The organism is Akkermansia muciniphila ATCC BAA-835, from assembly GCF_000020225.1.
Taxonomy (GTDB): domain Bacteria; phylum Verrucomicrobiota; class Verrucomicrobiia; order Verrucomicrobiales; family Akkermansiaceae; genus Akkermansia; species Akkermansia muciniphila.
Map to the genome: position 1 here is coordinate 1480157 of NC_010655.1, position 24854 is coordinate 1505010.

Consider the following 24854-nt stretch of genomic DNA (forward strand, 5'->3'; position numbering starts at 1 on the left):
CTGTTCAGTGATAGAGGGTGCGTTCTTGACCGGGGTCTTTAAGGCGGTCTCCGCCAGGATGGTTGTAACTATAATAATTTTTGTTGGTTGTTTCGGTCGGTTTACCAATGATTACATGATCCAGAAAACGAACGCCTAATAATTTGGAGCATTCCCGCACGCGTTCGGTCAGGAGGTCGTCCGTACGGCTGGGGGCTGGATTTCCACTGGGATGATTGTGGGCAAGGATGAAGCCATAGGCGTTATGAATGACAGTGGGGCGTAATATGTCACGTGGATGAGCAATGGATTCGTTCAAGGTCCCGCTGGATATTTCCACGGGTTTGATGAGGCGGCACTTGGTATCCAGCAGCAGAACGAGCACCGTCTCCTTTTCCTTCCAGCGCATGGCTGTAGTCAGATAATCATAGACATCTTCCGGTGTTTGAATGGGTTGACGTGACAGAGTTTCACGGAGAGCCCTCGCTCCCAGTTCAAAGGCAGCGCTCAGCGTAGCGGCTTTAGCCATGCCTATTCCCTTGCAAATGTTCGCTATTTCAGCAGCTTCCATATGAGCTAGGGCATCTAGAGAGCCAGCAGACTGAATCAGATCCGAGGACATGTCCAACACATTTTTCCCCTTGATCCCCATTCGGAGAAAGATAGCAAGCAGTTCCGCGTTGCTGAGGCTGTGCCTTCCTTGGCGGAGCAATTTTTCTCTGGGCAGAGACTGAGAGGGCAGTTCCTGAAGTTTGCGGTAGGTCATTTCAATAACAGAGGCGTGCGGTAGAAAGAATGGCGGAAGGCAGATGTCGCAGCGTATCCCCTGCCGTCAATGTTTGCTGGGTGGCTTCTCCGGCGGAGATTGCCATTTCGGAAGCTCGGCCACACAGGTAGACGCCCAGAACGGCGGAAACCAGCAGGGATTCCCCCTGGCTTATAAAGCCTCCGCAAATACCTGCCAGCACGTCTCCCTGACCGGCAGTTGCCATGCCGGGATCCCCAGTGATGTTATAAAAAAGAGGTTTTCCCCGTTGGGTGACGATGGTGCGTGCTCCCTTGTAAACCAGGGCGGCTTCATGTTCTGCCAGAAAGCAGTCGGCAATGTCTGCCCGGATGGCATAGTTGTCTGCATCTGGCAGAAGTCTGCGAATTTCTCCATGGTGGGGAGTAGCCAGAACGTGTTCTCCCAAGTTCCACTGCATGGCCGCGGCCAGATTCAGCCCGTCCGCATCCAGAACAGTGGGGGTACCTGTTTCCAGAATGAGGCGGATGGCTTCCGCATCTTCCTCCGATACGGAACCGATACCTGGGCCAATGAGGAAAGCACTGAATGTGCGAATGGAGATATCTGCGTAACTGTCCACGGGTCTGACCATGATTTCCGGAGGCATGGATGGAGCGATTAAGGGATAGACGTTTTTGTGAACGTGCAGTGTAACCAGACCGGCTCCTGCCCGGAGAGCTGCTTCACAGCAGAGCCGGGCCGCACCCAGCATTCCTTCAGAGCCAGCTATGACGCCAATGTGCCCGCGTTTGTTCTTATAATCCGTATAGGGTCTTGCAGAGAGGAATTTGGTAAGCCGTGAGGAGGTAATAAGTTCCGTGGCGGGGAGCGCCTGTACGTGAAGACCGGGAAGGTCAATGCAGACTAAGCGTCCGGCAAACAGGGTGGCGTCATCGTCCAGCAGGCCCTGCTTAACGGCTCCTATGCACATGGTGAAATCTGCTTCCACTGCATTTTGCTGAGGCATTCCCGTATCTGGATCCACTCCGGTGGGGATATCAATAGCCACGGTACGTATAGCCCCGCAACGGTTTCTTATATAGTTCATTTCCGCACAGAGAGCGGAGATTTCCCTGCGGAGCATTCCCTTTGCCCCTATTCCTAGCAGGCCGTCCAGCAGGATCATAGGTTTTCCCGTACGGGGAAGGGGAGGGGCCTGGTATTCCTGAGGGGGAGGAGATATTTCCGCCAACTGCCGCACGGAAAGTTCGCTCCATTCGTTGCGCGGGTAAGCGGTTCGGAAGCCTATTTCCCAGCCATGTTGTTTCAGTATGTTAAGGACGGTGAGAGCATCTCCCCCGTTATTCCCTTTGCCCACATAGGCTACGCACAATCCCGGGTCGGGGAAGAACTGCATGAGAGATTCCGCAATACCGGAAGAGGCCAGTTTCATCAGGGTTCTGGCTGGTGTTCCGCTAACGATGAGCTCGCGTTCCGCGATCTGCATATTTTCCGTGGAGCAAACTTTCATGGCATACTGATAGAGGCAGCCTTTACTGTAAGCTAAAAAACCTTCTCCTGCAAGCCGGAGAAGGTTTTTAAAAAGAAGCGGATCAGGGAGCAGCTAACCGATGCGGAACGTGATGCGCGCTTTGGTCATGTCATAAGGAGACATTTCCATACGCACTTTGTCCCCTACCACGATTTTGATAAAGCGTTTGCGCATTTTGCCGGAAATATGGGCCAGCACTTCGTGCCCGTTGGGAAGGCGCACCTTGAACATGGTTCCTGCCAGTACGGCGCAGATGGTGCCTTCCACTTCAATTTCACTTTCGGAGTTTTCTTCCTTGGACTCTGATTTATTGAAATTCTTTCTGCCCTTGGTGTGGCGTCCTCCGCCTCCTTGCGGGCGTTGCCTGTTGGCGTTACCTCCGGGGCGGCTTCCTCCCCCTGTTCTGGAATTTCCCGGTCCTGCAGACTGTCCGGCCGACCGTGCCGCTCCTGTGCCATTGCCGGAAGGCCTGGATTGTCCGGGACGGTTACTGGTGCCGGTCGGTCTGGAACCGGGGCGGGAATTTTGTCCGCCGCTGGGGCGGCTGCTGGATCTTGGATTCGGGCTGATAGGACTCTCCTTGTAAAGTTAAAATGAACGCGTGTGCAAATCCCGCGCAGGCGAATGATAGACCATATTTTTGCAAGGGCAAGTCCTGAATGCGGAAGTTGTGCAAATAAAACACAATTCTATGGAGAGGGACGGGAAAAAGGCTGTAAAAGAGAAAAAGTATTTGACATTTACGTGAATAATCATTAGGAATGCGCCCCCGAATTGGAAGATAACGGCAGGATGCCGAAAAACGAGAACGAAGAATTGAACCATGAAGACCTTCTCAGCCAAACCGCAAGAAGTAGAGCGCAAATGGTATGTTATAGACGCTGCCGACAAGGTGCTCGGCCGTGTTGCCGTTGAAGCGGCTAACATTTTGCGTGGCAAGAACAAGACAATTTTCACCCCCCACGTTGATTGTGGCGATTTTGTCATTATCGTGAACGCGGACAAGGTGGTGTTGACCGGTAACAAGGAAAATGCCAAAATTTATACCCGTTTCTCTGGTTACGTTGGCGGTAAGCAGGTGGACACCCCCCGTAAGATTCGTGCTCGCCGCCCTGAACTTCTTCTGGAACTGGCTGTTAAAGGCATGGTTCCTCACACCCGCCTGGGCCGTCAGCAAATGACCAAGCTGAAGGTTTATGCCGGTGCCAGCCATCCGCATGAAGCCCAGCAGCCCACTGCCATTACTCTCTAATTGATTTTTCAGACATGAGTCAGACAACCCCATACAACGCCACCGGCCGTCGTAAGACCGCCATTGCACACGCTTGGCTTACTGAAGGTTCCGGCCGCATCACGATCAACCGCCGCGGTTTTGAGGAATATCTTCCTACCGTTCAGTTGCAGAATGCTGTTCTTCAGCCCTTTCAGGTTACCAATACCATGAACAAGTTTGATGTGAACGTCGTTACCAAGGGCGGCGGTATTCACGGACAGGTGGGAGCCATTCGCATGGCGATCGCCCGTGCTCTCGTTCAGGTTGATGAAGCTTCCCGTTCCCAGCTTCGTGAATTCGGTCTTCTGACCCGTGATTCCCGCATGAAGGAACGTAAAAAGCCCGGTCGTCCTGGAGCCCGCAAGCGTTATCAGTTCTCCAAGCGTTAAGCTTGGCTGGTTGCGAAGGAACTGGCTTTACCATTTCTTTCTCGGAAAAGGAGTACTCCCTGTGGAGTACTCCTTTTTTGTTGCAGGAAGAACTTTGTTTTTTACTGCTTCACGCGTCTTTAAAAAGCTTTTTCTGGTTAGGTTGCTTACGGCAGCTTTCAATGATTTTCCTGCATTTGCTGTGAAGGGGGGGAGGTTTCCCAGTGCAGGAATGGTTGGTTGACGGGGGTTACCGATGGTATGGTGTTCCTGCCAGGATAGTGTGGCAGCGGTAAAGCTGTTCCAGCAGGACAACAAGCGCCAGTTCATGTTGAAGGGTGAATTTGCTCAAGGACAGGATATGGTTGCACCGGGACCGCAGTTCTTCCGTATGACCGTCTGAGGCTCCGATGAGAAACGCGATGCGGCGTACGGAATGCATTTGCCAGTCCTTTGCCAGGTCGACTAGCTTTCTTGTGGTCCAAAGTTCTCCGCGTTCGTCCATGGCGATGCGCAGGCAACCCTCGCTGGCGGCCAGCAGACGTTTAGAAACGTCTTGGGAGCTTCCGTCCCTGACAAGCTTGAGTTCCGTCTTGCCGAAGGGCCTGAGGCGGTTGAGATAGAGTTCCACGCCTTCCTTGGCGTAGCCTAGGGAAGGCTTTCCGGCGGCCAGAATCAGGAATTGCATGAGAAGTCAGGAGTTGGAAGATGAGTTAAGGTAGTTCAGCAGGGTGCGGGCCCAAGTTTCCGAAATGCCGCGGATGGCGGCGATAGAAGCCGGGTCCGCCTTTTTAATGGCAGTTACGGATTTGAATTTTTCCAGCAACAGTCTTTTTTTTGAGGCGCTCATGCCCGGGGCGTCGTCCAAGGCGCTTTCCCGCATGCGTTTGCGGTAGAGCAGTTCGTTATAGCCGTTGGCGAAACGGTGGGCTTCGTCGCGGATGCGCTGCATGAGTTTGAGGGCTCCCGTGCTGTGAGGCAGGCAAAGGGGCTGGGACTGGTGGGGAAAAAATATTTCTTCCCTCTGCTTGGCCAGGCCTACGATGGGCATGTCTCCCAGGCCGATGGCTTCCAAATCGGCCAGAGCGGAGGAAAGCTGTCCTTTACCTCCGTCCACGACTACCAGATCTGGAACTTTGATGGGGGCTTTTCCTTCCGCGCTGAGTTTCTTAAGCCACTGGTACAGGGTCATGTCCGCCTGCCGTGAGGCTACGGCGTCGCTCTCCGCCAGAATGCGGGAGTAACGCCTCCGGATGACTTCCGACATGGAGGCGAAGTCATTTTGTCCGTCCACAGTACGTATACGGTACCGACGGTAGGCTTTGTTATCCGGCCTGCCGTTGGTAAAGCGCACCATGGAGGCTACGATATGGTTGGAAGAGACATTGGAAATGTCAAAGCATTCCATGATGGTTGGGGGAGATTCTAATCCCAGGGCCACCCCCAGTTCCTTCATGTCTTCTTCCGGATGAACGGTGCCGGGAAGATCGGGAGTTCTTTTTCGGAACCGCCGGGCGGGTTCCAGTACCTTGACCAGATTGTCCCGGATGTCCCGCAGGTATGCCGCACGTTCAAAGTCCAGTTTATCGGCGGCTTCCATCATTTCCCCGGTAAGTTCGTCCAGAGTGCTTTTTCTTCCCGTTCCTTCCAGCAGACGCACCGCCTGGTCAAAGTTCCGGTTGTAATCATTGATGGAAATGCGGCCAATGCACGGAGCGGAGCAGTTGCGAATCACATCCGCATGGCAGTGCCTGAAGTCATGAATTCCCGGATTTTTTGTCTTGCAGGTTCGCAGCCGGAAATGCCGGTTAAGCCATTCCTGCGTGGCGTAAAGAGCCTGGGAGTGGACAAAGGGGCCGAAGTAGCGCGCTCCGTCATCTTTGCGCACTCGCGCCAGCTGGAAACGAGGCAGTTTTTCCCCCTTCGGAATTTTCAGCAGGGGGTAGCGCTTGTCGTCCTTCATCTGGATATTGTAATGCGGACGATATTGTTTAATCAGTTTGCTTTCCAGCAGAAAAGCCTCCTGGTCATTTCTGGTTTCAAAATAATCAAATGACGCAATAGCGTTAATGAGCGCTCTTGTCTTATGATTGGAGAGTGTGGCTCCCGTGGGAGAAAAATAGTTGCCCAGGCGGCGGTGAAGGTCCTTGGCTTTGCCCACGTAGATGGTATTTCCCCGGGCGTCTTTCATGATATAAACGCCTGGTTTGTGCGGAGTTTCCCTCCAGAGTTCTTTCAGGGTTGGTTTCTCGCGGTCTGCCACGCAGGCATTATGCCATATGAGGCAAGAAATGGAACTGTGGAAACGTACTGTATTACGGCTACTTGGCTTGCCTAGGAAAACTTCTTCTGTATAATCCCCTATGTCTTTTGTATGAATCCTGTACCGTTTACCACGCTGGCTGCCGCCATGGATTTTGTAGTGGGAGATAGAAATTATCCCCTTTCCGAACTGTTCATGAAAGGCGGTTTCATCATGTGGCCGCTGCTTTTGTTATCCATCGCCGGAGTAGTGGTGCTGGTCATGTGCTGTTTTTCTACCCGAGCTTCCGCCGTCCTGCCTACCAAACTGGTGGAACAGGCGGAATCTTTCATTCGCAAACGGGATTACACGGGACTTTCCATCCTCTGCAAGAATGGAGATTCCTGCTACGCTCGCGTGATGTTGACTGTAGCCAACTTCATGTTGCGCAATCCCTCCGCCCAGTTTGAGGAGGTAAGGGAGATAGCCTCTGCGGAAGGAGGACGGCAGGCGGGGTTCCTAAGCCGCCAGATTTCCTGGCTGTCGGATATTGGCGCCGTAGCCCCCATGCTGGGTCTGTTGGGAACCGTGGTCGGGATGATGAAAACCTTTTTTGAGATTGCCAACGGTGATTTTTCCGGGGGCAAGCAGCGCATCGACATGGCGGGCGGCGTGGCGGAAGCCTTGATTACGACGGCGGGCGGCCTGATGCTTGGCATTCCCGCCATCCTGGCCTATGTATATTTCCGCAGCCGTGTACACAAACGGGTGGGAGACCTGGAGGCAGCCGTCACGCACAGTGTTTCCGTAGTTGCCACCCAGCTTCAGAAGCCACGAGTCGGTGCAGCTGGGGCTTTTCATGAAGAGGAACTTCCCAAAGTCCCCGTAGATCCCACTTCCCTGCGCGATGTGCGTGGGCTCTAGCCGGAACGCATCCACTTCTCCACCTCACCGGAAGAATGTATGAAATTTCATTATAAAATGCCCAGTCCCATCGGGTTTCAATTGGCCCCCATGCTGGACATCGTATTTCTGCTGCTGGTGTTTTTCATCGTAACCCAGACATTTGAGGATGATGAACCGGATCTTTCCATCAATCTTCCTTCAGCAGAGACTCCCAAGCCCGGTGAAAACGTGTCCAATGAAATTATCGTGAATATCCGTAAAGATGGTACCGTGGTAATCAACCGCCAGCAGTACACAATGCCGCAGCTGGAAGACAAACTTTTTTCCGTCGCCCGGTTGGACAAAACCATGCTCGTCCGTATCCGCGTGGATGAGAAGGCGGAATCCGGCGTGGTGGTGCATGTGATGGACGCATGTCTGAAGGCCGGGCTGAATAACGTTTCTTTTTCCACGCGTCCTCCGGTTCCATCTTCAATCAATGTTTCCAATTCCCAGGCTTCATGAAAGCGTTTTTTTCCATTAATGCAGGTTTAATAACTTTGGCGATGTTTTCCGCCGCCCAGGAAAATATTCCGGATGCCGCTCCCATCGCGGATGGTCCGCTGGTCGCTAATCCGGAGCAGGATACGCTGGATATGGCGGACATGCTGTACAAGCAGGCCCAGGCTCCGGCTACGAAGGAGAACCGGCAGGAATATGGACGCCTTCTTGATTTAAGCTTGCGTAAATATCTGGAATTTACCCAACGTTTTCCCCAGTCCGCCCAGGCTCCTCTGGCGGAGTATCGTGCTGCCATGTGTTTGGAGGAGCTGGGCAGGAAAGATGAGGCACATGGCCTGTTCCTCAGATTGATTCAGACGGGCAGCCCCGCCCTGGTTGCCGCCTCCGCCTACCGTCTGGCGACGGATGCTTCTTCTGCCGGGGAGATAGATAAGGCCATCCAGTATTACCAGCTCGTGATTCGCAATGCGGAACAGAATGATTTGAAGGTGGACGCCCAGTACCGTCTGGGACGCCTGTTTCTTTCCAGCGGTAATCCGGAGGCAGCCGCCACCATGTTTTGTGCGGTGATGGGCAATCCGGAAGCGGATGCCAAGTTTGTTCTGGTGTCCCGGATGGGATATGCCGCCCTGTGTGCGGATACGGGACGCTTGGGAGAAGCTTATTCCGAATATCGCAAGGTGCTGGAAACGCCCGGTGTGGATAACAGGAACAGGGGAATCGCCACTCTTCAGGCCGCCATGCTGGCCACCAAACTGAAAAAGACTGCGGAAGCCCAGGGCCTTTATGAACGGCTTTTGAAGGACGAGTCCCTGAAGGAGATGGCGCCGGAGGCCCGAATGGGGCTTCTTCTGGGGCTGTACAATATGGGCAAGTACAGGGAGATACTTTCCCAGTATGAGCAGCAGAAGGGAATAAAGATGCCGACAAAGGACGGCCAGGTGCGTCTGTTGATGCTGCTGGGGCAGTCCGCCTATAAATTGAAGGAGTACCGGAAAGCGGCAGATTTCTTTCTGGAAGCGGAAAAGTCCGTTCCTTATACGCAGGAGGCCATGCAAGCCTCCTTTTACCGGTTATTGTGTTATAATGAACTTAAGCAGAAAGATCTCCCCCAGCGGGCCCAGAGCTTCCTGAACCATTATGCCAAGGCTTTTCCTACCAGTGAGCTGCATGATATGGTGCGCCTGATGGCTGCAGAGAACCTGTTCAGCTCCAATCCGGCGGATGCCGCCCGGTTTTATGCCAGCATTGATTTTGACAAAGTGCCCCCGAAGATGCGTGCGGATATTTTATATAAGAGCGCATGGGCGATTGCCCAGGCCGGGAACAGAGGTGTGGCCGCCAAGCTGCTGACTGATTTTATCAATGATTTTCCGAAAGATCCCCGCATTTGCGAGGCATTGACGTTGCGTGGGGACATGTATGCCAAGACCAAGAAGGAAGCTGAGGCGCTGATGGATTTTGACCGTGTGATTGCCCGCTGGCCGAAAGCTGAATCAGCTGCCGCCGCATGGCAGAGAGCCGCTCAGATTTATGCGGGACGCCAGGATATGGCGAACATGGCGAAGTATTATGAAGGCCTGATTCAGAATTTTCCGAAGGCGTCTCCTGCCGCTTTGGCTGAAGCCCATTTCCTGCTGGGGCGTGCGGCGTTTGACCAGGGAGATTTCAAGTCTTCTATCAGCCATATGGCTGAGGCCAAGACTCTGGATCCCCAGAAATACGGAGAACAGGTTAATGTGCTTTCCGTTCTGTCCTATCACAAGCTCCAGGACGTGAATAAACTGAAGGAGGCCCTGGAAACCCTGCAAAAGGAAAATCCTTCCGCCGTGGCTCGTGTGCCGGATGTCATCCCCGCATGGCTGGGCCTTCAGGCCTATGGGATGAAGGATCTGGAAACGGCGGACAAGTATATGACCTGGGCTACGCAGAACGACCAGCTTCAGAATGTGAAGAAGGTGATTTGGCGTAATTTGGCGAAGGTGCGCCTGGCGCTCAGAAAGTATGACCGCGCCTTGGTGGCTTCCAACAATTTTCTGAAGGATGAGGACCAGCCTTACCGCCGTGCGGACGGCATGCTGGACAAGGCTTCCATTTTGCTGGGGCTGGGCAAGTATGCGGATGCCAGGAAGACGGCGGAAGATGCGCTGGCTCTGGGCGTGGAAGGTCCTCTGATGGCTTCCTTGAAAATTGTTCTGGGGGATATTTCCTATGCGGAGAAAAAGTTTGATGAAGCGGCCAAGCATTACGGTGTTACGGCCGAGCTGTTTGTCAATGACGCCGAACTGAAACCCAAGGCTCTCTTCAAGGCGGCGGAAGCTTTGGACAAGGCCGGGCGCAAATCGGAGGCTTCCCAATACCGGGCCCGCCTGCAAAAGGAATTCCCGGATTGGAAACAGGATGGAGAGTCTTTGCCTCCGGACGCACGATAAGCGTTTTAAAGATTGAAACCGGAAATGGAGAACAGGCGTAAAAGATGGTATGATCTGTTTGGATTGCTGCCTCGCAATCTGGGCCGTCTGTTGCTGTGGTTCAGCCTCATTCCTATCGCTTTCATCATCGTTCTTCTCGTTTATGCATGGAGGGCGGACCAGTATGAGCTGGACGAGGTTTTGGCGCCGTTGGAAAATTGCGCCGCATATGATCGCAACGGCCAGTGGATAGGCACCTTGACAGATCATGACCGGGTGTATGTAGCGCGCAATGAACTGCCCGATAATCTGGTGAATGCTTTCGTTGCGCGGGAAGATGAAGACTTTTTCGAACATGGCGGCATTGTGTACTCTTCCATTATCCGCTCCATTTGCCGGAATTTGACTACATTGTCCTATGCCCAGGGTGCTTCCACGATTACGATGCAGCTGGCGCGGAATTGTTATGAGCTGGGAGGGAAGACCCTGGATCGCAAGGTTTTGGAAATGGCCGTGGCCCGCCGCATTGAGGGCAAGTATTCCAAGGATGAAATTCTGACGGCTTACCTGAACCGCATTTACTTTGGCCAGCAATGCTATGGGATTGCGCAGGCGGCGGATTTGTATTTCGGCAAAAAAGTGGCGGATCTGACACTGGCGGAGTGCGCTACCCTGGCCGGGCTGGTGCGCGGACCTTCCATCTACAATCCCGTTTACAGCCCGGAGGCTGCTGCCAAGGTCCGCAATGCGACGCTGGAAAGGATGTTTGAGTGTGAATTCATTACCCAGGAACAATTATGGCAGGCGCTCCGCGAACCGATGGCGGTGGCTGGTAAACGGGAAGCTCGGCCCGGTTCTTATCCCGTTCTGGTCGTTTCCCGTGAGTTGGGAGACCTGGATTGCTGTGACGAGCAGGAGGGAACCTCCAGCATTTTTGTAATGACCACGCTGGATTTGGAATTTCAGCGGATGGTTGAAGATGTAAGCGAGCCTATGCTGGTCGCTCTGGAATCTTCTTCCGTGTGGGCAGGGTTGCCCAAAAGGGTGGACAACCAGTTGAATCGTTGTGTGCAAGCGGCCATATTGTGTGTGGATTCCCGTAAAGGGGATCTGCTGGCCGTAACAGGGGGGCGTTCCGCCCAGGACGGTCTGGACCGATGGCAGTCCAAGGTAATGCCCGGCGATCTGTTCACTCCCATTGTCAATTTATGCGCTGTCGACCAGCGTAGAACCGTTATTCGCAGCAATCCGGAAGTCACTGGCCGCGGGGTAGGTTTCAATACAGTAATAGAAACGGCACAAAAGGCCGGTTACAAAGGGGAACTTCCCCGTTCTTCGGACTTGTATACCGGCAGGTTTTCCGTGCCTCTTTCGCATGCCGTCAATGCCCTGTATCTCATCGGCAATGACGGGCTCAATGTGAGTATTTCCTCCGTCAGGCAGGTGGGTACCACCAAAAAGAACCTGGTGATGGTGAATGCCCCCTCTCCGGAAGAAAGCCGCCGGGAAATCCTGCCTAGGGAATCCGCCCACCTGGTGGCTTCCCTTCCTCCCTTCCGCTACGACGAACGGACCAGGAAAACCTTCGTCAATGTCAGGCTTCCTGGAAATACGGGGCATTTTTCCGCCGTCATGGGGCGTTATTTCACGGTTTTTGCCTGGGTGGGCTTTGATTCTCCGGAGGCCGCCGTCTATGAAAAAAAAGGGGTTTCCGCGGCGTTGGCAAAAACCTGTTCCTCTCTGGCCGGGGAGGTGTATGACCGTGCGGAGGAAGGTCGCAGAAAAGCTGTCCGGGAACGCCGGGAGCGGGAAAATGCTGCAGAACAGGGCTCCCAATGAAGTTCAATTTTCCATTAGTAGAAGCATCATGAGACACTCACTTGAAATGACCACGGCCATCCAGGCCGCCAAATCCGCCGGAGCTTTCCTGAAGAAGCATTTTTATGAGCAAAAGAAGGTGGATGAAGCCAGCCAGAATGATATCAAGCTGGAGCTGGACAAGCTTTCCCAGAAACTGATTACGGAGGAAATTCTTTCCGTGTTTCCCAACCACGCTGTTTTGGGAGAAGAAGGATACACCGGGGACAGGAACAGCGAGTATGAATGGATTGTAGACCCCATTGACGGGACGGTGAATTATTTTTACACGATTCCCTGGTTCTGCGTCTCCATAGCTTTGCGTCGCCGCGGGGAAGTGGTGCTGGGCGTGATTTACGATCCCATGATGGATGAATGCTGGCATGTGGAAAAGGGCGGGATTCCGTACATGAATGATCATCCCATGCATTGCAGCCGGCGGGAACGCATGGCGGAAGCCGTGGTATTCGTGGGGCACGGCAAGACGGACGGGTCCAAGGAAAAGGGGATTGAACGTTTCGCCAGGATCGCCTGGCAGGTACGCAAGGTGCGCAATAACGGTTCTGCGGCTCTGGCCCTGGCTTATATTGCCTGCGGCAGATTTGACGCCTATGTGGAAAGCGTCATATCCATCTGGGATGTCGCCGCTGGGGTTTTGCTGGTGGAAGCAGCCGGCGGCAAGGTTGTTTTGGAACCGAAGGAAGATAATCCGGAACAATTCGCCATTGTCGCGTGGAACGGCCGCATCCCTATCATGGAGGCGCTGGGGGAGTAACCCGAACATTATTGCCGCAGTACCGTATGAAAAACATGATCGCTTTGACCGGGATCGGGTATGATATCCACCGTTTTGCGGAAGTTCCGCGCCCCTTGATGCTGGGCGGTGTTCATATTCCTTCCTCCCGCGGCCTGGACGGCCATTCCGACGCGGATGTTTTATGCCACGCCATTGCGGATGCCCTGCTGGGCGCTGCCGGGTTGCCGGACATCGGCTACTGGTTTCCGCCGGGCGATCCTTCCTGCAAGGACATCCCTTCCCTGGATATTGTGGCGAAAGCCGTTTCTCTGATTCGGGAGCGCGGCGGCCGCATCGTGAATGTGGACTCGTCCCTTATTGCAGAATCTCCCCGTATTTCCCCTTATTTGGAGCAGATGAAGGGAGCTTTGGGCGCCGCTCTGGGAATCTCTCCGGTCCGTGTGGGCATCAAGGCCACTACTAATGAACAGCTTGGCGCGCTGGGCCGCAGGGAAGGCATTGCCGCTTTTGCCGTAGCGGCTATTCTGATGCCGGAGGATTTGACCATGCCGTAAGAAGAACGCTCCGGTTCCGTTTCTGGAAGCCTTTTTTCAAAAAAGAAGCCGATATGGGGCTTTAAACAAGGAATATGCTTCAGGAATAACGGGCAGGTGGAAATGGCGTTTTTTGGGGGAGGCCCTTTCCCAGGCAGTTTTAATGAAATGGCAGGAAATTGTTAACCGTTCCCTGGCGGCAAAGCCGTTTTTGGCTGCATAATAATATTACCCGTTTCCCTGCACAGGGAAGAGGTGTTGCCTGATATCTCAGCTGATGCAGCGGTAATAATAATCCACGCGGGAGATGAACCAAGACCATTTGAAGCCGGGTTTGCCATTGTCCAGCAGAAGGTGGGGGCAACGCTTGCCGGTCCAGTAGTAATGGGGCACGACATTCCTCAGGGGAATATCGTGGGCATACATGTTGTAGGCCGCCAGCTTGGCAGCGCGGTCAAAGGTTTTGACGATGCTCTGTCCTCGCTTCTCACACATTTCAATTCCGATGGAGTACATGTCTCCGGGGCCGCCCCGGTCTGCATGGCGTCCCGTTTCATTCAGGGGGATATGCTGCATGGTCACGTATGGGTCTACCGTATAATGCCAGTTGCAGCGCAAAGCTCCGTTATTCAGGGCGCGCGCATGCTGCATGGCGTCTGCGGACGGGTTTTCCGTGTTGTGCATGGTGATGAAGCGCGGCTTCATTCGGGAAGAACGGCGGCGGAGCGGAGAAGATTTAGGCATGAACATCGGCCGGACGTTACATTCCGCCAGCAATTGGCGCGGAGAACGTTTCACCACGGGGACCCCGGAGGGCTTAAAGGAGATCATGGGAGCCATTCCTGCTTTTCCGGAAGGTTCCGAACAACTGGTCAGGGCAAGCAGGGCGGCGGTTTCCAGCAGAAAAGTTCTGCGGTCCATGCCCTGGACTTTCTCCAGCATGGGCTGGAGCTGACCGGAAAAGCGGGCAAGATAAGTGGCGATGGTGGAAATATTGCTCATACGGAGGCCGGGAGATGGGGAATTTTCAGCACGGATGCGGGAAAAGTTAAGTTCACGCTAAGATTCGCTCTTCTTCTTTGCAACGAAAAAGTGTGAAAGCTTCAGCATTGTGCCGAATTCTTCGCTCTTTTTGTCATATTGGTTTGCTTAAACCGTTGTTGAGAGCAGAACAGTCTCTGCTTCTGCGGCGGTGACGGCATCCGCGCCTGCCGGGGACAGAATGAATTCTCCCTTCCGGGCCGTTTTCCCGTCCCAGAGCACGGAACCGCAGAGGACCGTGAAGACGGCAAAGCGGGAGGAGTCCGGCTGGGTAAACCGTTCTCCCTTATCCAGGCGGTATTCCTTTGTGGTGAAATACGGCATTTCCGTCAGGTATCCGGGGCGCTGGCTGAGTTCCCGGAATTCCCCGATGGAATCCAATGCCTGTTCCAGGTGCAGTTCCCGTCCTCGTCCGGAGTCATCCGTGCGGTTCCAGTCATAAAGGCGGTAGGTGGTATCGCTATTCTGCTGGATTTCCGCAATGAGGTGCCCGGCGCCAATGGCATGAACCAGCCCCGCCGGAATGTAAAGGTGTTCCCCCGGTTCCAGATGGGTGGAGCGTATCAGCTGCTCCATCTGTCCTGTTTCCGCCGCATGACGGATGTCCGGGAGTGTGGCGTTTTCCTCCATTCCCCCGTAAATCAGGGCGTCCGGGGATGCGTGCAGCACATACCAGATTTCATTTTTTACTTCTCCCTGCCGGGCTGCCGCCGTGCGTTCCGGGGGATGCACCTGAACGGAAAGATTTTCGCGGGCATCCAGAATTTTGCAGAGCAGGGGAAAGCGGGGGAAACGCTCGTAGCCGGGACCGAAAATTTCCTGCCGATGTTCTTCCCACAGCCGGTGCAGGGGCATTCCTTCCCATTCGCCGTCCTTGACGATACTCATGGCTTCAGGACGGTCGCTGATTTCCCACGCTTCCCCATAAGCTGTTTCCCGGTCGGGCAGTTCCCGTCCCAGCATGGTTCTCATGCTCTGGCCGCCCCAGATGCGCGGCTGGTAGATGGAATGGAATCGAAAAGGCTGCATGGTTGTAGCGGAAGCGTAGGATATCTTTTATGGACGGGCAAGCAAAATGCCCACAGGGTTTCCTGTGGGCATGGAGAGAGGAAGACGGAGAATTGCCTGTTATTTGATGGATTCCCAGACAATGCCGATTTCGTCAAATGGCACGTGTTCCTTGTTCTTGTCCGGTTTCGGAACGCCGTAGTTGGTTCGGAACAGGGGCAGGATGGGAGCTCCCGTTTTAGGATCCTTGCTCATGGGGGCCATTCCAACTTCTTCAAGCAGAAGAGTCATGCCGAATTCGCCACCAGGACCTTCACTAACTAGGATTTCAATGGGGTAAACCTTGCCCTGTTCCACCGTGAACTGCTTGCCGGCTGCCACACCGCGCATAGTGTTGTTCCAGTGCCCGGAAGAACTGTATTTGTAGAACGTAACGGGGGGGACATTGATGCCCACTTCCCGGAGTTCCTTTTTCAAGTCGTCATTGCCGGGTTTGCCTTCCATGGCATCAAGCCATTTGGCGTTGTTTGCCGTCATTTTCCCCAGAGAAGCGGATTCCCAGCCGTAGTCGAAGACATTCTGTTTATTGAACCGTACTACTAAGTAGTCGTCTCCCAACCCCACGAATCGGAACGTGCCGGACTTGGGGGCGCGTACTTTTCCCCGGTAAATGGCGAGCCACTGGCTAGGCTTTACTTTGTCATCGCAACCGTAGGCCTTGGGAGCGTCTTTGGCGGGAGTCCTAGGTATGTAGAACTGGGCTGCGTATAATTGTTGCGGAGCCTTGTAAAAACGGTTCAGTTCCGATTCGTTCCAGCCTTTGTTCACGAAGCGGGAAAGGAACTCCCTGTACTGGTTCATGTTCATGTTGGTAGGACGTCCGCCAGGAGTCTGCTTGGTGTCGTAAAAGGTACCTACCAGCGTGCTTCCGGAGGGTTTGGACGTACCAAAGGCGGAGGTAGCGTCTCCCAGGTCGGGGCCGAAGCCGTCCCCCATGCCGAGGGCGGTTCCCTCCTCCAGCATGACAGGTTCATCGGGCGGGTCAATGTCGATCTTGGGGAGGCTCACCGGAGCGGCGGCCGCTGCCACCACGACCTTGACGGGCGTCTCCGCATGGGAGGAAGAGGAAGTTTCCCTCTGTACTTCCGGCGGCGGAGGCGTATCCGACGGCGGCGCATCGTCCGGCGTGATGTAGCCGACGACTTTGGGTTCTTCCGGAGGGGCGATGATGATGGTCAGGGAGTAGAGAATGGCTCCTGCCAAAACGACGGAGAGAATGGATGTCGCTAATGCGGCAATATAATTTTTCCGCCTTTCCTTGCGCAGGGTTTCCACTGCGTCTTCCGTGGGTTCTATATGAAGGCTCATGCATGTATGATAGCACAAGAATCCCATATGTTGAGTAACATGAAGATAACAGGGATAACATGTCGGTAACAAAAAAGGCGGCCTTGCCGTCCTTTCTCCGTATGGGCTTTTCAGCGTTTCCTCCGTCTTTCCGTCCCTCCCGGTGCCAGCGCAATGGCAAGGGTGGAGCAGATGCCCAGAATCAGGGGATAATACAGGTATTTCATGACCAGCAGGGGAGAAACCTGGGAGATTCCGGTGGCCATGAGCATTTGAGCGCCGTAGGGGATGACTCCCTGAACCAGGCAGGAAAAGGTGTCCAGAATGCTGGCGCTGCGTTTGGGTGGGATATGGAATTTGTCGCTTATTTCCTTGGCGATGGGGCCTGCCGTGATGATGGCGATCGTATTGTTGGCCGTGCAGAGGTTGGCCAGGGAAACCAGCCCGGCAATGCTGAATTCCGCGCCGCGCCTGCTGTGGATATGGGCCGTAATTTTTCCGATAATATACGCGATGCCTCCGTTGAAACGGATGATGGACAGCACGCCGCCGGCCAGCAGAGTGACGATGATCAGTTCTCCCATGCCGGTCATGCCGCTGCCCATGGCTTGGAACCAGGCCATGAAGGAGAAATACCCCATGCCGATGCCAATCAGTCCCGTTGCAAGGAGCCCCATGGTCAGAACGGCCATGACATGGATTCCGGCCAGGGCCGTCACCAGTACGAGCAGATAGGGGAATACCTTCATCCATTCAATGGAGATATCCGCTGTGGAGGGGGACTGCACGTTCCATCCGAGCAGGATGTAGCAGGCCAGGGCCAGCAGGGCGGCGGGGAGCGCCACCTTTATGTTGGCCCGGAATTTGTCCCGCATGGCGCAGCCCTGCGTACGGGTGGCGGCGATCGTGGTGTCTGAAATGAAGGAAAGATTGTCTCCGAAGAATGCTCCCCCCACCACAATGGCCGTCATCATGCCGGCACTGACCTGCGTGGCTTGTGCCAGCCCTGTGGCTACGGGAGCCAGAGCGACAATGGTGCCTACGGATGTTCCTACGGAGAGGGAGATGAAACAGGAGGCGATGAACACGCTGGCAAGCAGCAGATTGTCCGGAAGAAGCCGCAGCGTAAGCTGCACGGTGGCGTCAATGGCTCCCATATCCCTAGCAGACTGGGCGAAGGCTCCTGCCAGCACGAAAATCCAGACCATCATCAGGATGTTCCGGTTGGCTACTCCGGAGGAAAACAGATCCACCCGTTCCGCCATGCTTTTTCCGCGGGTGATGAAAACGGCCCAGACAGCTGCCGCCATAAAGGCTACCGTGACCGGCACGGCGTAAAAATCCTGTACGGCTATGGAGATGACCAGGTAAAGCAGGAAGAAAACCAGCAGGGGGCTCAGCGCCCACAGGCTGGCTTTGGCGGGGGGCGTATCCTGGTTGTCCGGGGGGCTGGTCATTGGAGTGAGGGGAGCTGGCCGAAAAGTCAGTTGCCGTCGGCTTCCATCCGGCTCAGATACCACCGGTAAATGCGTTCCACTCCCTCTTCCAGCTCCACCCGGTGTTTCCAGCCCAGGGAGTGCAGCTTGGAGACGTCCGTCAGCTTGCGCATGGTGCCGTCCGGCTTGTCTGCGTTGAACGCCAGATTTCCCCGGTACCCTGCCGTAGCGGCAATCAGGCGGGCCAGTCCGCCGATGGAGATTTCTTTCCCGGTTCCGATATTGATGTGGCAGTTCCGCACTTCCCTTCCTCCTTCTTGCAGCTGGCTGAAATCCACTTGCTCCATCACATGGACGCAGGCGTCCGCCATGTCTTCGCTCCACAGGAACTCTCGCAGGGGAGTTCCCGTACCCCACAGTTCCACGGAACCGGGGGTAATGCCGTATTTGGCCAGCACGGCCAGGATTTCCTTTTCTTCAGCCGTGCCGTCCACCTGTTCCACTGGGCGCGCGTTCAGATCTTTCCGCACGGCGTTCCAGTCTCCCTCCATCAGGCACTTGGCCAGGTGTATCTTGCGTACCATGGCGGGCAGCACGTGGCTGTTTTCCAGGTGGAAATTGTCATTGGGGCCGTACAGATTTGTAGGCATGACGGCGATGTAGTTGGTGCCGTATTGCAGGTTGAAGCTTTCGCACATTTTCAGCCCTGCTATTTTGGCAATGGCATAGGGTTCGTTGGTGTATTCCAGCGGGGAGGTGAGCAGGGCGTTTTCCTTCATGGGCTGGGGAGCTTCGCGCGGGTAGATGCAGGTGCTCCCCAGGAAGAGGAGCTTGGATACGCCATGCCGGAAGCTTTCCCCGATGACGTTCTGCTGAATCTGAAGGTTGCGGAAGATGAAGTCCGCCCGGTAGCGGGAGTTGGCGATGATGCCGCCCACAAACGCCGCTGCCAGAAAGACGTATTCCGGCTTTTCCCGGTCAAAAAACTCCCGGACGGCCGCAGGGTCTTCCAGATCCAGTTCTTTGTGCGGCCGGCCAATCAGGTGGGAATAGCCTTTGTCTTCCAGGGATTTCCAGATGGCGGAACCGACGAGGCCGTGGTGTCCGGCCACAAAGATTCTGCTGTTTTTTTTCATCTCAGAAATGAACGGGAGTTTTTACGTATTTCATGTCGTGGCGCACCATGATGCGCACGAGTTCCTCAAACGGAGTGGAGGTGGGGTTCCAGCCAAGAAGGGTTTTGGCCTTGGTTGGGTCTCCCAACAGTTGTTCAACTTCGGCAGGGCGGAAATATTTGGGGTCCACTTCCACCAGAATATTGCCCGTCTTCCTGTCGCGTCCGCGTTCTTCCACGCCTTCTCCCTCCCATTCCAGCTCTATTCCGGCCTCACGGAAGGCCAGCGTGCAGAATTCCCTGACCGTGTGCATTTCCCCGGTGGCGATGACGAAATCCTCCGGTGTGTCATGCTGGAGAATCAGCCACATGCATTCCACGTAATCCTTGGCGTAACCCCAGTCGCGCAGGGCGTTCAGGTTGCCCAGGTAGAGCTTGTCCTGCATGCCCTGGGCAATGCGTGCCGCCGCCAGCGTGATTTTGCGGGTAACGAAGTTTTCTCCGCGGCGTTCGCTTTCGTGGTTGAACAGGATGCCGTTAACGGCAAACATATTGTAAGATTCCCGGTAATTCTTGGTAATCCAGAATCCGTATTGCTTGGCTACGCCGTAGGGTGAACGGGGATAAAACGGCGTGGTTTCCTTCTGGGGGACTTCCTGCACCAGCCCGAAAAGCTCGGACGTGGAAGCCTGGTAGATGCGGCATTTCTTTTCCATGCCCAGAATGCGGACGGCTTCCAGCATGCGGAGGGTTCCCACGGCATCCGTTTCCGCCGTGTATTCCGGTACGTCAAAGCTGACTTTCACATGGCTCTGGGCTGCCAGATTGTAGATTTCATCCGGCTGCACGGTCTGGATGATGCGGATGAGTGAACTGGAATCCGTCATGTCCCCGTAGTGGAGGTTAATCAGGCGGTTTTTCTTCATGTCCCGCACCCATTCGTCCAGGTAAAGGTGTTCGATGCGGCCCGTGTTGAAGGAGGAGGACCGGCGCAGGATGCCGTGTACTTCATACCCTTTGTCAATCAGGAACTCTGCGAGAAAGGAACCGTCCTGTCCCGTGATGCCGGAGATTAATGCGATTTTGCTCATATGGTGTGTCAGGTTGTTTGCTGGCGGGAGAGGTTGATGAAATAAAAGAAACCTCTCCCGGAGCCGCAATTCATGGGCTCCGGGCATAAATAACGCATTTTTCCCAGCGAGGCGAGGAAAATGCTCTGGTCCGTAGGAAGGGGGCGGATTCGTCAGCGGGCATGTTGCCGCTTGCTGGCCGCAATCATTTTCCTGAAATCTCGGAACAGATACTGGGGGTCTCTGGGGCCGGGCGCCGCTTCCGGGTGGTATTGCACGCTGAATACGGGAAGCGTCCTGTGGGCGATGCCTTCCACGGTATTGTCATTCAGATTGATCAGCGTTATTTCCACGTCGTCCGGCACGGTGTCCGGATCCACGGCAAAACCGTGGTTCTGGGACGTAATGCTGATTTTACCCGTTTTCAAATCTTTGACCGGATGGTTCGCTCCACGGTGCCCGAACTTCAGCTTGAAGGTTTTCGCTCCCAGCGCGTGGGAAATAATCTGGTGGCCCAGGCAGATGCCGAACATGGGCACTTTCCCAATCAATGCAGCTACTTCCCGGTGAATGTCCGTCAGCGTGGCGGGATCTCCCGGACCATTGGAAAGAAAGACGCCGTCCGGGTTCATGGCAAGCACTTCCTCCGCCGTCGTGTGGGCGGGAACTACGGTTACGCGGAAGCCGTTTTCCCTCAACTGGCGCAGGATGTTGTATTTAATGCCGAAGTCAAAGGCGACGATGTCGTATTCCGCAGGGGGCAGAGTTTTTCCCGTAACCAGCGCGTCCACTTCCTCCGGTGTCATGGGGTGGGAACCGATTTTGTCCACGATATTGCAGCCTTCCATGGAGGGGGCGTTTCTGGCTGCTTCCACGGCTTCCTCCGGAGTCAGCTCCGTGGTGAGGCAGGCGCGCATGGCTCCGGCGGAGCGCAGATGCTTGGCGATTTTGCGGGTATCCACCCCTTCAATGCCGATGACGCCCTGTTTTTCCAGCCACGGGCCCAGGGATTCCGTGGCACGCCAGTTGGAGTGGACTTTCGCCAGTTCCGCCACCACAAAGCCGCTGACCTGCGCTTTGCCTGATTCCCCGTCTTCCGGGTTGACGCCGTAATTGCCGATCAGAGGATAAGTCATGGTGACGATCTGGCCGCTGTAGGACGGATCCGTCAATACTTCCTGATAGCCGGTCATGGACGTGTTGAAGCAGGCTTCCCCCACTTCCGTGCCCGTGGCCCCGAAGTGCGAACCGATGAAGACGCTTCCGTCTTCCAGTGCGAGAATGGCTCTCATGGTGATGTAAGTATGCTTAGGTGGTGCGGGATTAAAGGTTTTGGGCGTGGTACTCCTGAATAGTGCACACCTGAAGATTTTTGTTCTTCAGCGCCTCAATGGCATTCACGCAGGCCTGCGCGGAAGCCAGGTTGGTGCAATAGGAGGTTTTGGCGGCAATGGCGGAGGAACGGATGATGATGTCGTCCGCCCGCGCGTCGTGGGAGCCGGGGGTGTTGATGATGAAATCAATATCCCCGTTTTTAATATGGTCCACGATGTTGGGGCGGCGCGCCTCGTTGACTTTGTAGGCGCGTTCGCATTCAATGTCGTGCTGGAGCAGGTGAATCATCGTGCCGCGCGTGGCGCACAGCGTGAATCCCATGTCCGCCAGCTGCCGGGCCATGTGAAGCACCCGTTCCTTGTCCCGGTCATTCACGGAGATGAAGACTTTGCCTTCCGTCGGCAGGGGATTGAATGCACTGACCTGGGATTTTGCGAAAGCGATATCCGGGTCCGGATCAATGCCCATCACCTCTCCGGTGGATTTCATTTCCGGCCCCAGCACCACGTCGATGCCCGGGAAGCGGCCCCATGGGAAAACGGCTTCCTTCACGCAATAGTATTCCGGAGTGATTTCCCGGGTAAAGCCCAGTTCCGCCAGCGTTTTGCCGGCCATGACCTGTGCGGCCAGCTTGGCGAGGGGCTTGCCGATGGATTTGGAGACGAACGGAACGGTGCGGGAGGCGCGGGGATTCACCTCAATGACGTAAAGCTGTTCGTCTTTTACGGCAAACTGGATGTTCATCAGCCCGCAGACGTTCAGTTTGCTTGCCAGTTCCTTGGAAGCCCGCGTGATTTCCTTGTGCATTTTCATGGAAATTCCCATGGCGGGAATCATGCTGGCGGAATCCCCTGAATGGATGCCTGCCGGTTCCACATGCTGCATGATGGCTCCGATGACGGCGCGCTCCCTGTCCGCGATGACATCCACGTCAATCTCTACGGCATTTTCCAGGAAGCGATCAATCAGAACGGGGCGTTCCTCGGAAGCTTCCACGGCTTCATTCATGTACCGGCGCAGTTCTTTTTCCTCATATACGATGATCATGCCGCGTCCGCCCAGCACGAAGGAGGGGCGCAGCAGCACCGGGTAACCGATGCGCGCGGCAATGGCGGCGGCGTCCTCCACATTGGTGGCTGTTCCTGCCTCCGCCTGTTTCAGCCCCAGTTCCTTCAACAGGGCGGAAAAATGTTCGCGGTCTTCCGCCAGGTCAATGGCCCTGGGGCTGGTGCCGATAATAGGCACGCCGTGGGCTTCCAGCGCATTGGCCAGGTTCAGCGGCGTCTGTCCTCCGAACTGGACGATGACGCCGTCCGGCTTCTCCTGTTCACAGATATGGAGCACGTCTTCCAGCGTCAGGGGTTCGAAGAAAAGCTTGTCGGAGGAATCATAGTCCGTGGAGACGGTTTCCGGGTTGGAGTTCACGATGATGGTTTCGTAGCCCATTTCCCGCAGAGCCATGGAGGCGTGCACGCAGCAGTAGTCGAACTCAATCCCCTGGCCAATGCGGTTTGGGCCGCCGCCCAGGATGAGGATTTTTTTTCTGCCTGTTTCGCGGGCTTCATTTTCATCTCCATAGGTGGAATAAAAGTAGGGGGTGTAGGCTTCGAATTCCGCGGCGCAGGTATCCACCAGCCGGTATCCGGGCACAATGCCCTGTTCCAGGCGTTCCTTCCGGATGTTTTCTTCCGTGGTTCCCCGGGCCAGGGCGATCTGCCTGTCGGAAAAGCCCAGCTTCTTGGCTTCCCGCAGATCCAGCTTGTCCAGGCTGTCTCCCGCCTTGGCCAGGTCCTGCATTTGTGCCAGGAACCAGGGATCAATCTGGGTAAGCTGCTGCACTTCATCCAGGGAAAATCCGTTGCTGAACGCCGTTTGAATCCAGAAAATGCGTTCTGCCGTGGGAACAGCCAGTTTCCGCGTGATTTCTTCTGCGGAAGGAGCCTGCGGGGCCTTCGCGTCAAATCCCCAGCCCCAGCGTCCCGTTTCCAGGGAACGCAAGGCCTTTTGCAGGGATTCCTTGAAAGTACGACCGATGGCCATGGCCTCCCCTACGGATTTCATGGACGTGGTCAGGTGTTCGTCCGCCTGCTTGAACTTTTCAAACGTGAAGCGGGGAACCTTGGTAACCACATAGTCGATGGTGGGCTCAAAGCAGGCGGGCGTTTCCCGCGTGATGTCATTCCGCAATTCGTCCAGCGTATAGCCTATGGCCAGTTTGGCGGCCAGTTTGGCAATGGGGAACCCTGTGGCCTTGGAAGCCAGCGCGGAAGAGCGGGAAACGCGGGGGTTCATTTCAATGACAATCATGCGGCCGTTGGCCGGATTAATGGCGAACTGGATGTTGGAACCGCCCGTTTCCACCCCGATCTCCCGGATGACGGCAAAAGAAGCGTCCCTCATGGCCTGGTATTCTCGGTCCGTGAGTGTCTGGATGGGGGCTACGGTGATGGAATCCCCGGTATGCACGCCCATGGGGTCGATGTTCTCAATGGAGCAAATGACGACGCAATTGTCCGCGCGGTCCCTCATTACCTCCATTTCAAACTCTTTCCAGCCGATCAGGGACTCTTCAATCAGGATTTCGGAAACGGGGGAAAGATCCAGCCCCCGGGCGCATATCTCTTCAAATTCCGTTTTGTTGTACGCCACGCCGCCTCCCATGCCGCCCAGCGTAAAGGCGGGGCGGACAATCAGGGGAAAGGTGCCAATATCCCCGGCCACCCGGCGCGCTTCCTCCATGGTATGCGCAATGCCGGAACGCGGCACGTCCAGGCCAATGCGGAGCATGGCTTCCTTGAACAGGTTGCGGTCCTCCCCGCGGTCAATGGCGTTTGCGTTGGCGCCGATCATACGCACCTTTTCCCTTTCCAGCACGCCGCTGCGGTGCAGTTCCATGGCGCAGTTCAGGGCTGTCTGCCCGCCCAGGGTCGGGAGGAGGGCATCCGGTTTTTCCCGGATGATGATTTTCTCCACGAACTCCGGAGTAATCGGTTCAATATAAGTGCGTGGAGCTGTCTCCGGATCCGTCATGATGGTGGCGGGATTGGAATTGACCAGCACTACTTCATAACCCTCTTCCCGGAGGGCTTTGCAGGCCTGGGTGCCGGAGTAGTCGAATTCGCAGCCCTGGCCGATGACGATCGGGCCGGACCCGATCACGAGAATCTTTTTGATGGAGGTGTCTTTAGGCATAATGGCGATGGAAGAATCCTGTAGTCCTGGACCGCGGATTTCCGCCGGGGGAATTAAGTGCCCGCCGGGCTCCGGAGGAAAGTTTTTTTACGGTCAATGACGCGGATTTTTGGAGCGTGGGGAACGGAGGAGGAAGGAGGCCGGAACAAGGCGCGCCAAGGCTCCGGAGCCGTGCCTTCCCTGCGGGCAGAGGCTTGACCCGCGA

General features: G+C 55.3%; 21 protein-coding genes. 8 read left to right on the top strand and 13 right to left on the bottom strand.

What is annotated here, in order from left to right; genetic code table 11:
* Positions 1–4 precede the first annotated feature (4 nt).
* From radC to infA, 3 genes are all read right to left on the bottom strand, one after another.
* On the bottom strand, positions 5–745 hold the full coding sequence (radC, locus tag AMUC_RS06595) for a RadC family protein (protein ID WP_012420271.1): 741 nt from the start codon (positions 743–745) through the stop codon (positions 5–7).
* A 1-nt stretch (position 746) separates the two neighbouring features.
* Positions 747–2237 (bottom strand): bifunctional ADP-dependent NAD(P)H-hydrate dehydratase/NAD(P)H-hydrate epimerase, encoded by a 1491-nt coding sequence (locus AMUC_RS12010; protein WP_012420272.1) that lies wholly within the window; start codon positions 2235–2237, stop codon positions 747–749.
* Between the two features lie 93 nt (positions 2238–2330).
* Positions 2331–2531, bottom strand: a complete 201-nt coding sequence (gene infA, locus AMUC_RS06610; RefSeq protein ID WP_031930865.1) for a translation initiation factor IF-1 — start codon at positions 2529–2531, stop codon at positions 2331–2333.
* A 550-nt stretch (positions 2532–3081) separates the two neighbouring features.
* On the opposite strand from infA, the gene rplM reads away from it, so the two are divergent.
* On the top strand, positions 3082–3510 hold the full coding sequence (gene rplM / locus AMUC_RS06615) for a 50S ribosomal protein L13 (protein WP_012420274.1): 429 nt from the start codon (positions 3082–3084) through the stop codon (positions 3508–3510).
* A gap of 14 nt (positions 3511–3524) precedes the next feature.
* Positions 3525–3920: a 30S ribosomal protein S9 gene (gene rpsI / locus AMUC_RS06620; RefSeq protein ID WP_012420275.1), complete on the top strand. Its 396-nt coding sequence runs from the start codon at positions 3525–3527 to the stop codon at positions 3918–3920.
* A 229-nt stretch (positions 3921–4149) separates the two neighbouring features.
* Here rpsI and AMUC_RS06625 read toward each other — a convergent pair whose 3' ends face one another.
* Entirely contained in the window at positions 4150–4587 is a 438-nt protein-coding gene (locus AMUC_RS06625; protein ID WP_012420276.1) for a 23S rRNA (pseudouridine(1915)-N(3))-methyltransferase RlmH, read from the bottom strand.
* A gap of 6 nt (positions 4588–4593) precedes the next feature.
* The gene (locus AMUC_RS06630; RefSeq protein ID WP_233420543.1) at positions 4594–6162 is read right to left on the bottom strand and encodes an excinuclease ABC subunit UvrC; all 1569 of its coding nucleotides are present in this window, start codon (positions 6160–6162) and stop codon (positions 4594–4596) included.
* Positions 6163–6273: 111 nt separating this feature from the next.
* Between AMUC_RS06630 and AMUC_RS06635 the strand changes: the two genes are divergently transcribed.
* From AMUC_RS06635 to ispF, 6 genes are read left to right on the top strand one after another with little or no spacing between them, the layout of a single operon-like run.
* Complete coding sequence (locus AMUC_RS06635; protein ID WP_012420278.1) at positions 6274–7065, top strand: MotA/TolQ/ExbB proton channel family protein; 792 nt, start codon at positions 6274–6276, stop codon at positions 7063–7065.
* A 39-nt stretch (positions 7066–7104) separates the two neighbouring features.
* On the top strand, positions 7105–7551 hold the full coding sequence (locus tag AMUC_RS06640; protein ID WP_012420279.1) for an ExbD/TolR family protein: 447 nt from the start codon (positions 7105–7107) through the stop codon (positions 7549–7551).
* Positions 7548–9980, top strand: a complete 2433-nt coding sequence (locus AMUC_RS06645; protein ID WP_031930870.1) for a tetratricopeptide repeat protein — start codon at positions 7548–7550, stop codon at positions 9978–9980. Before AMUC_RS06640 ends, AMUC_RS06645 begins: the two co-directional genes overlap by 4 nt.
* Positions 9981–10004: 24 nt before the next feature.
* Entirely contained in the window at positions 10005–11798 is a 1794-nt protein-coding gene (locus AMUC_RS06650; protein WP_012420281.1) for a transglycosylase domain-containing protein, read from the top strand.
* 28 nt (positions 11799–11826) lie between these two features.
* A complete protein-coding gene (locus tag AMUC_RS06655) occupies positions 11827–12591 on the top strand; it encodes an inositol monophosphatase family protein (RefSeq protein ID WP_012420282.1) in 765 nt (254 codons plus the stop codon).
* A gap of 26 nt (positions 12592–12617) precedes the next feature.
* Positions 12618–13127 carry a 2-C-methyl-D-erythritol 2,4-cyclodiphosphate synthase gene (gene ispF / locus AMUC_RS06660; protein WP_012420283.1) on the top strand — a complete coding sequence of 170 codons (510 nt, stop codon included), beginning with the start codon at positions 12618–12620 and terminating at the stop codon, positions 13125–13127.
* 249 nt (positions 13128–13376) lie between these two features.
* Here ispF and AMUC_RS12015 read toward each other — a convergent pair whose 3' ends face one another.
* From AMUC_RS12015 to carB, 8 genes are all read right to left on the bottom strand, one after another.
* On the bottom strand, positions 13377–14108 hold the full coding sequence (locus AMUC_RS12015; protein ID WP_012420284.1) for a peptidoglycan recognition protein family protein: 732 nt from the start codon (positions 14106–14108) through the stop codon (positions 13377–13379).
* A gap of 147 nt (positions 14109–14255) precedes the next feature.
* Complete coding sequence (locus AMUC_RS06670; RefSeq protein WP_012420285.1) at positions 14256–15176, bottom strand: type I phosphomannose isomerase catalytic subunit; 921 nt, start codon at positions 15174–15176, stop codon at positions 14256–14258.
* Positions 15177–15275: 99 nt separating this feature from the next.
* Positions 15276–16523, bottom strand: a complete 1248-nt coding sequence (locus AMUC_RS06675; RefSeq protein ID WP_012420286.1) for a hypothetical protein — start codon at positions 16521–16523, stop codon at positions 15276–15278.
* Positions 16524–16633: 110 nt separating this feature from the next.
* Entirely contained in the window at positions 16634–17959 is a 1326-nt protein-coding gene (locus AMUC_RS06680) for a Na+/H+ antiporter NhaC family protein (protein ID WP_012420287.1), read from the bottom strand.
* Between the two features lie 26 nt (positions 17960–17985).
* Positions 17986–19074, bottom strand: coding sequence for a GDP-L-fucose synthase family protein (locus tag AMUC_RS06685; RefSeq protein WP_012420288.1), 1089 nt, complete (start codon positions 19072–19074; stop codon positions 17986–17988).
* Between the two features lies 1 nt (position 19075).
* Positions 19076–20143, bottom strand: a complete 1068-nt coding sequence (gene gmd / locus AMUC_RS06690) for a GDP-mannose 4,6-dehydratase (RefSeq protein WP_012420289.1) — start codon at positions 20141–20143, stop codon at positions 19076–19078.
* A 152-nt stretch (positions 20144–20295) separates the two neighbouring features.
* Positions 20296–21414 carry a glutamine-hydrolyzing carbamoyl-phosphate synthase small subunit gene (gene carA, locus AMUC_RS06695; protein ID WP_012420290.1) on the bottom strand — a complete coding sequence of 373 codons (1119 nt, stop codon included), beginning with the start codon at positions 21412–21414 and terminating at the stop codon, positions 20296–20298.
* Positions 21415–21445: 31 nt separating this feature from the next.
* Entirely contained in the window at positions 21446–24649 is a 3204-nt protein-coding gene (carB, locus tag AMUC_RS06700; RefSeq protein ID WP_012420291.1) for a carbamoyl-phosphate synthase large subunit, read from the bottom strand.
* Positions 24650–24854: the final 205 nt, after the last annotated feature.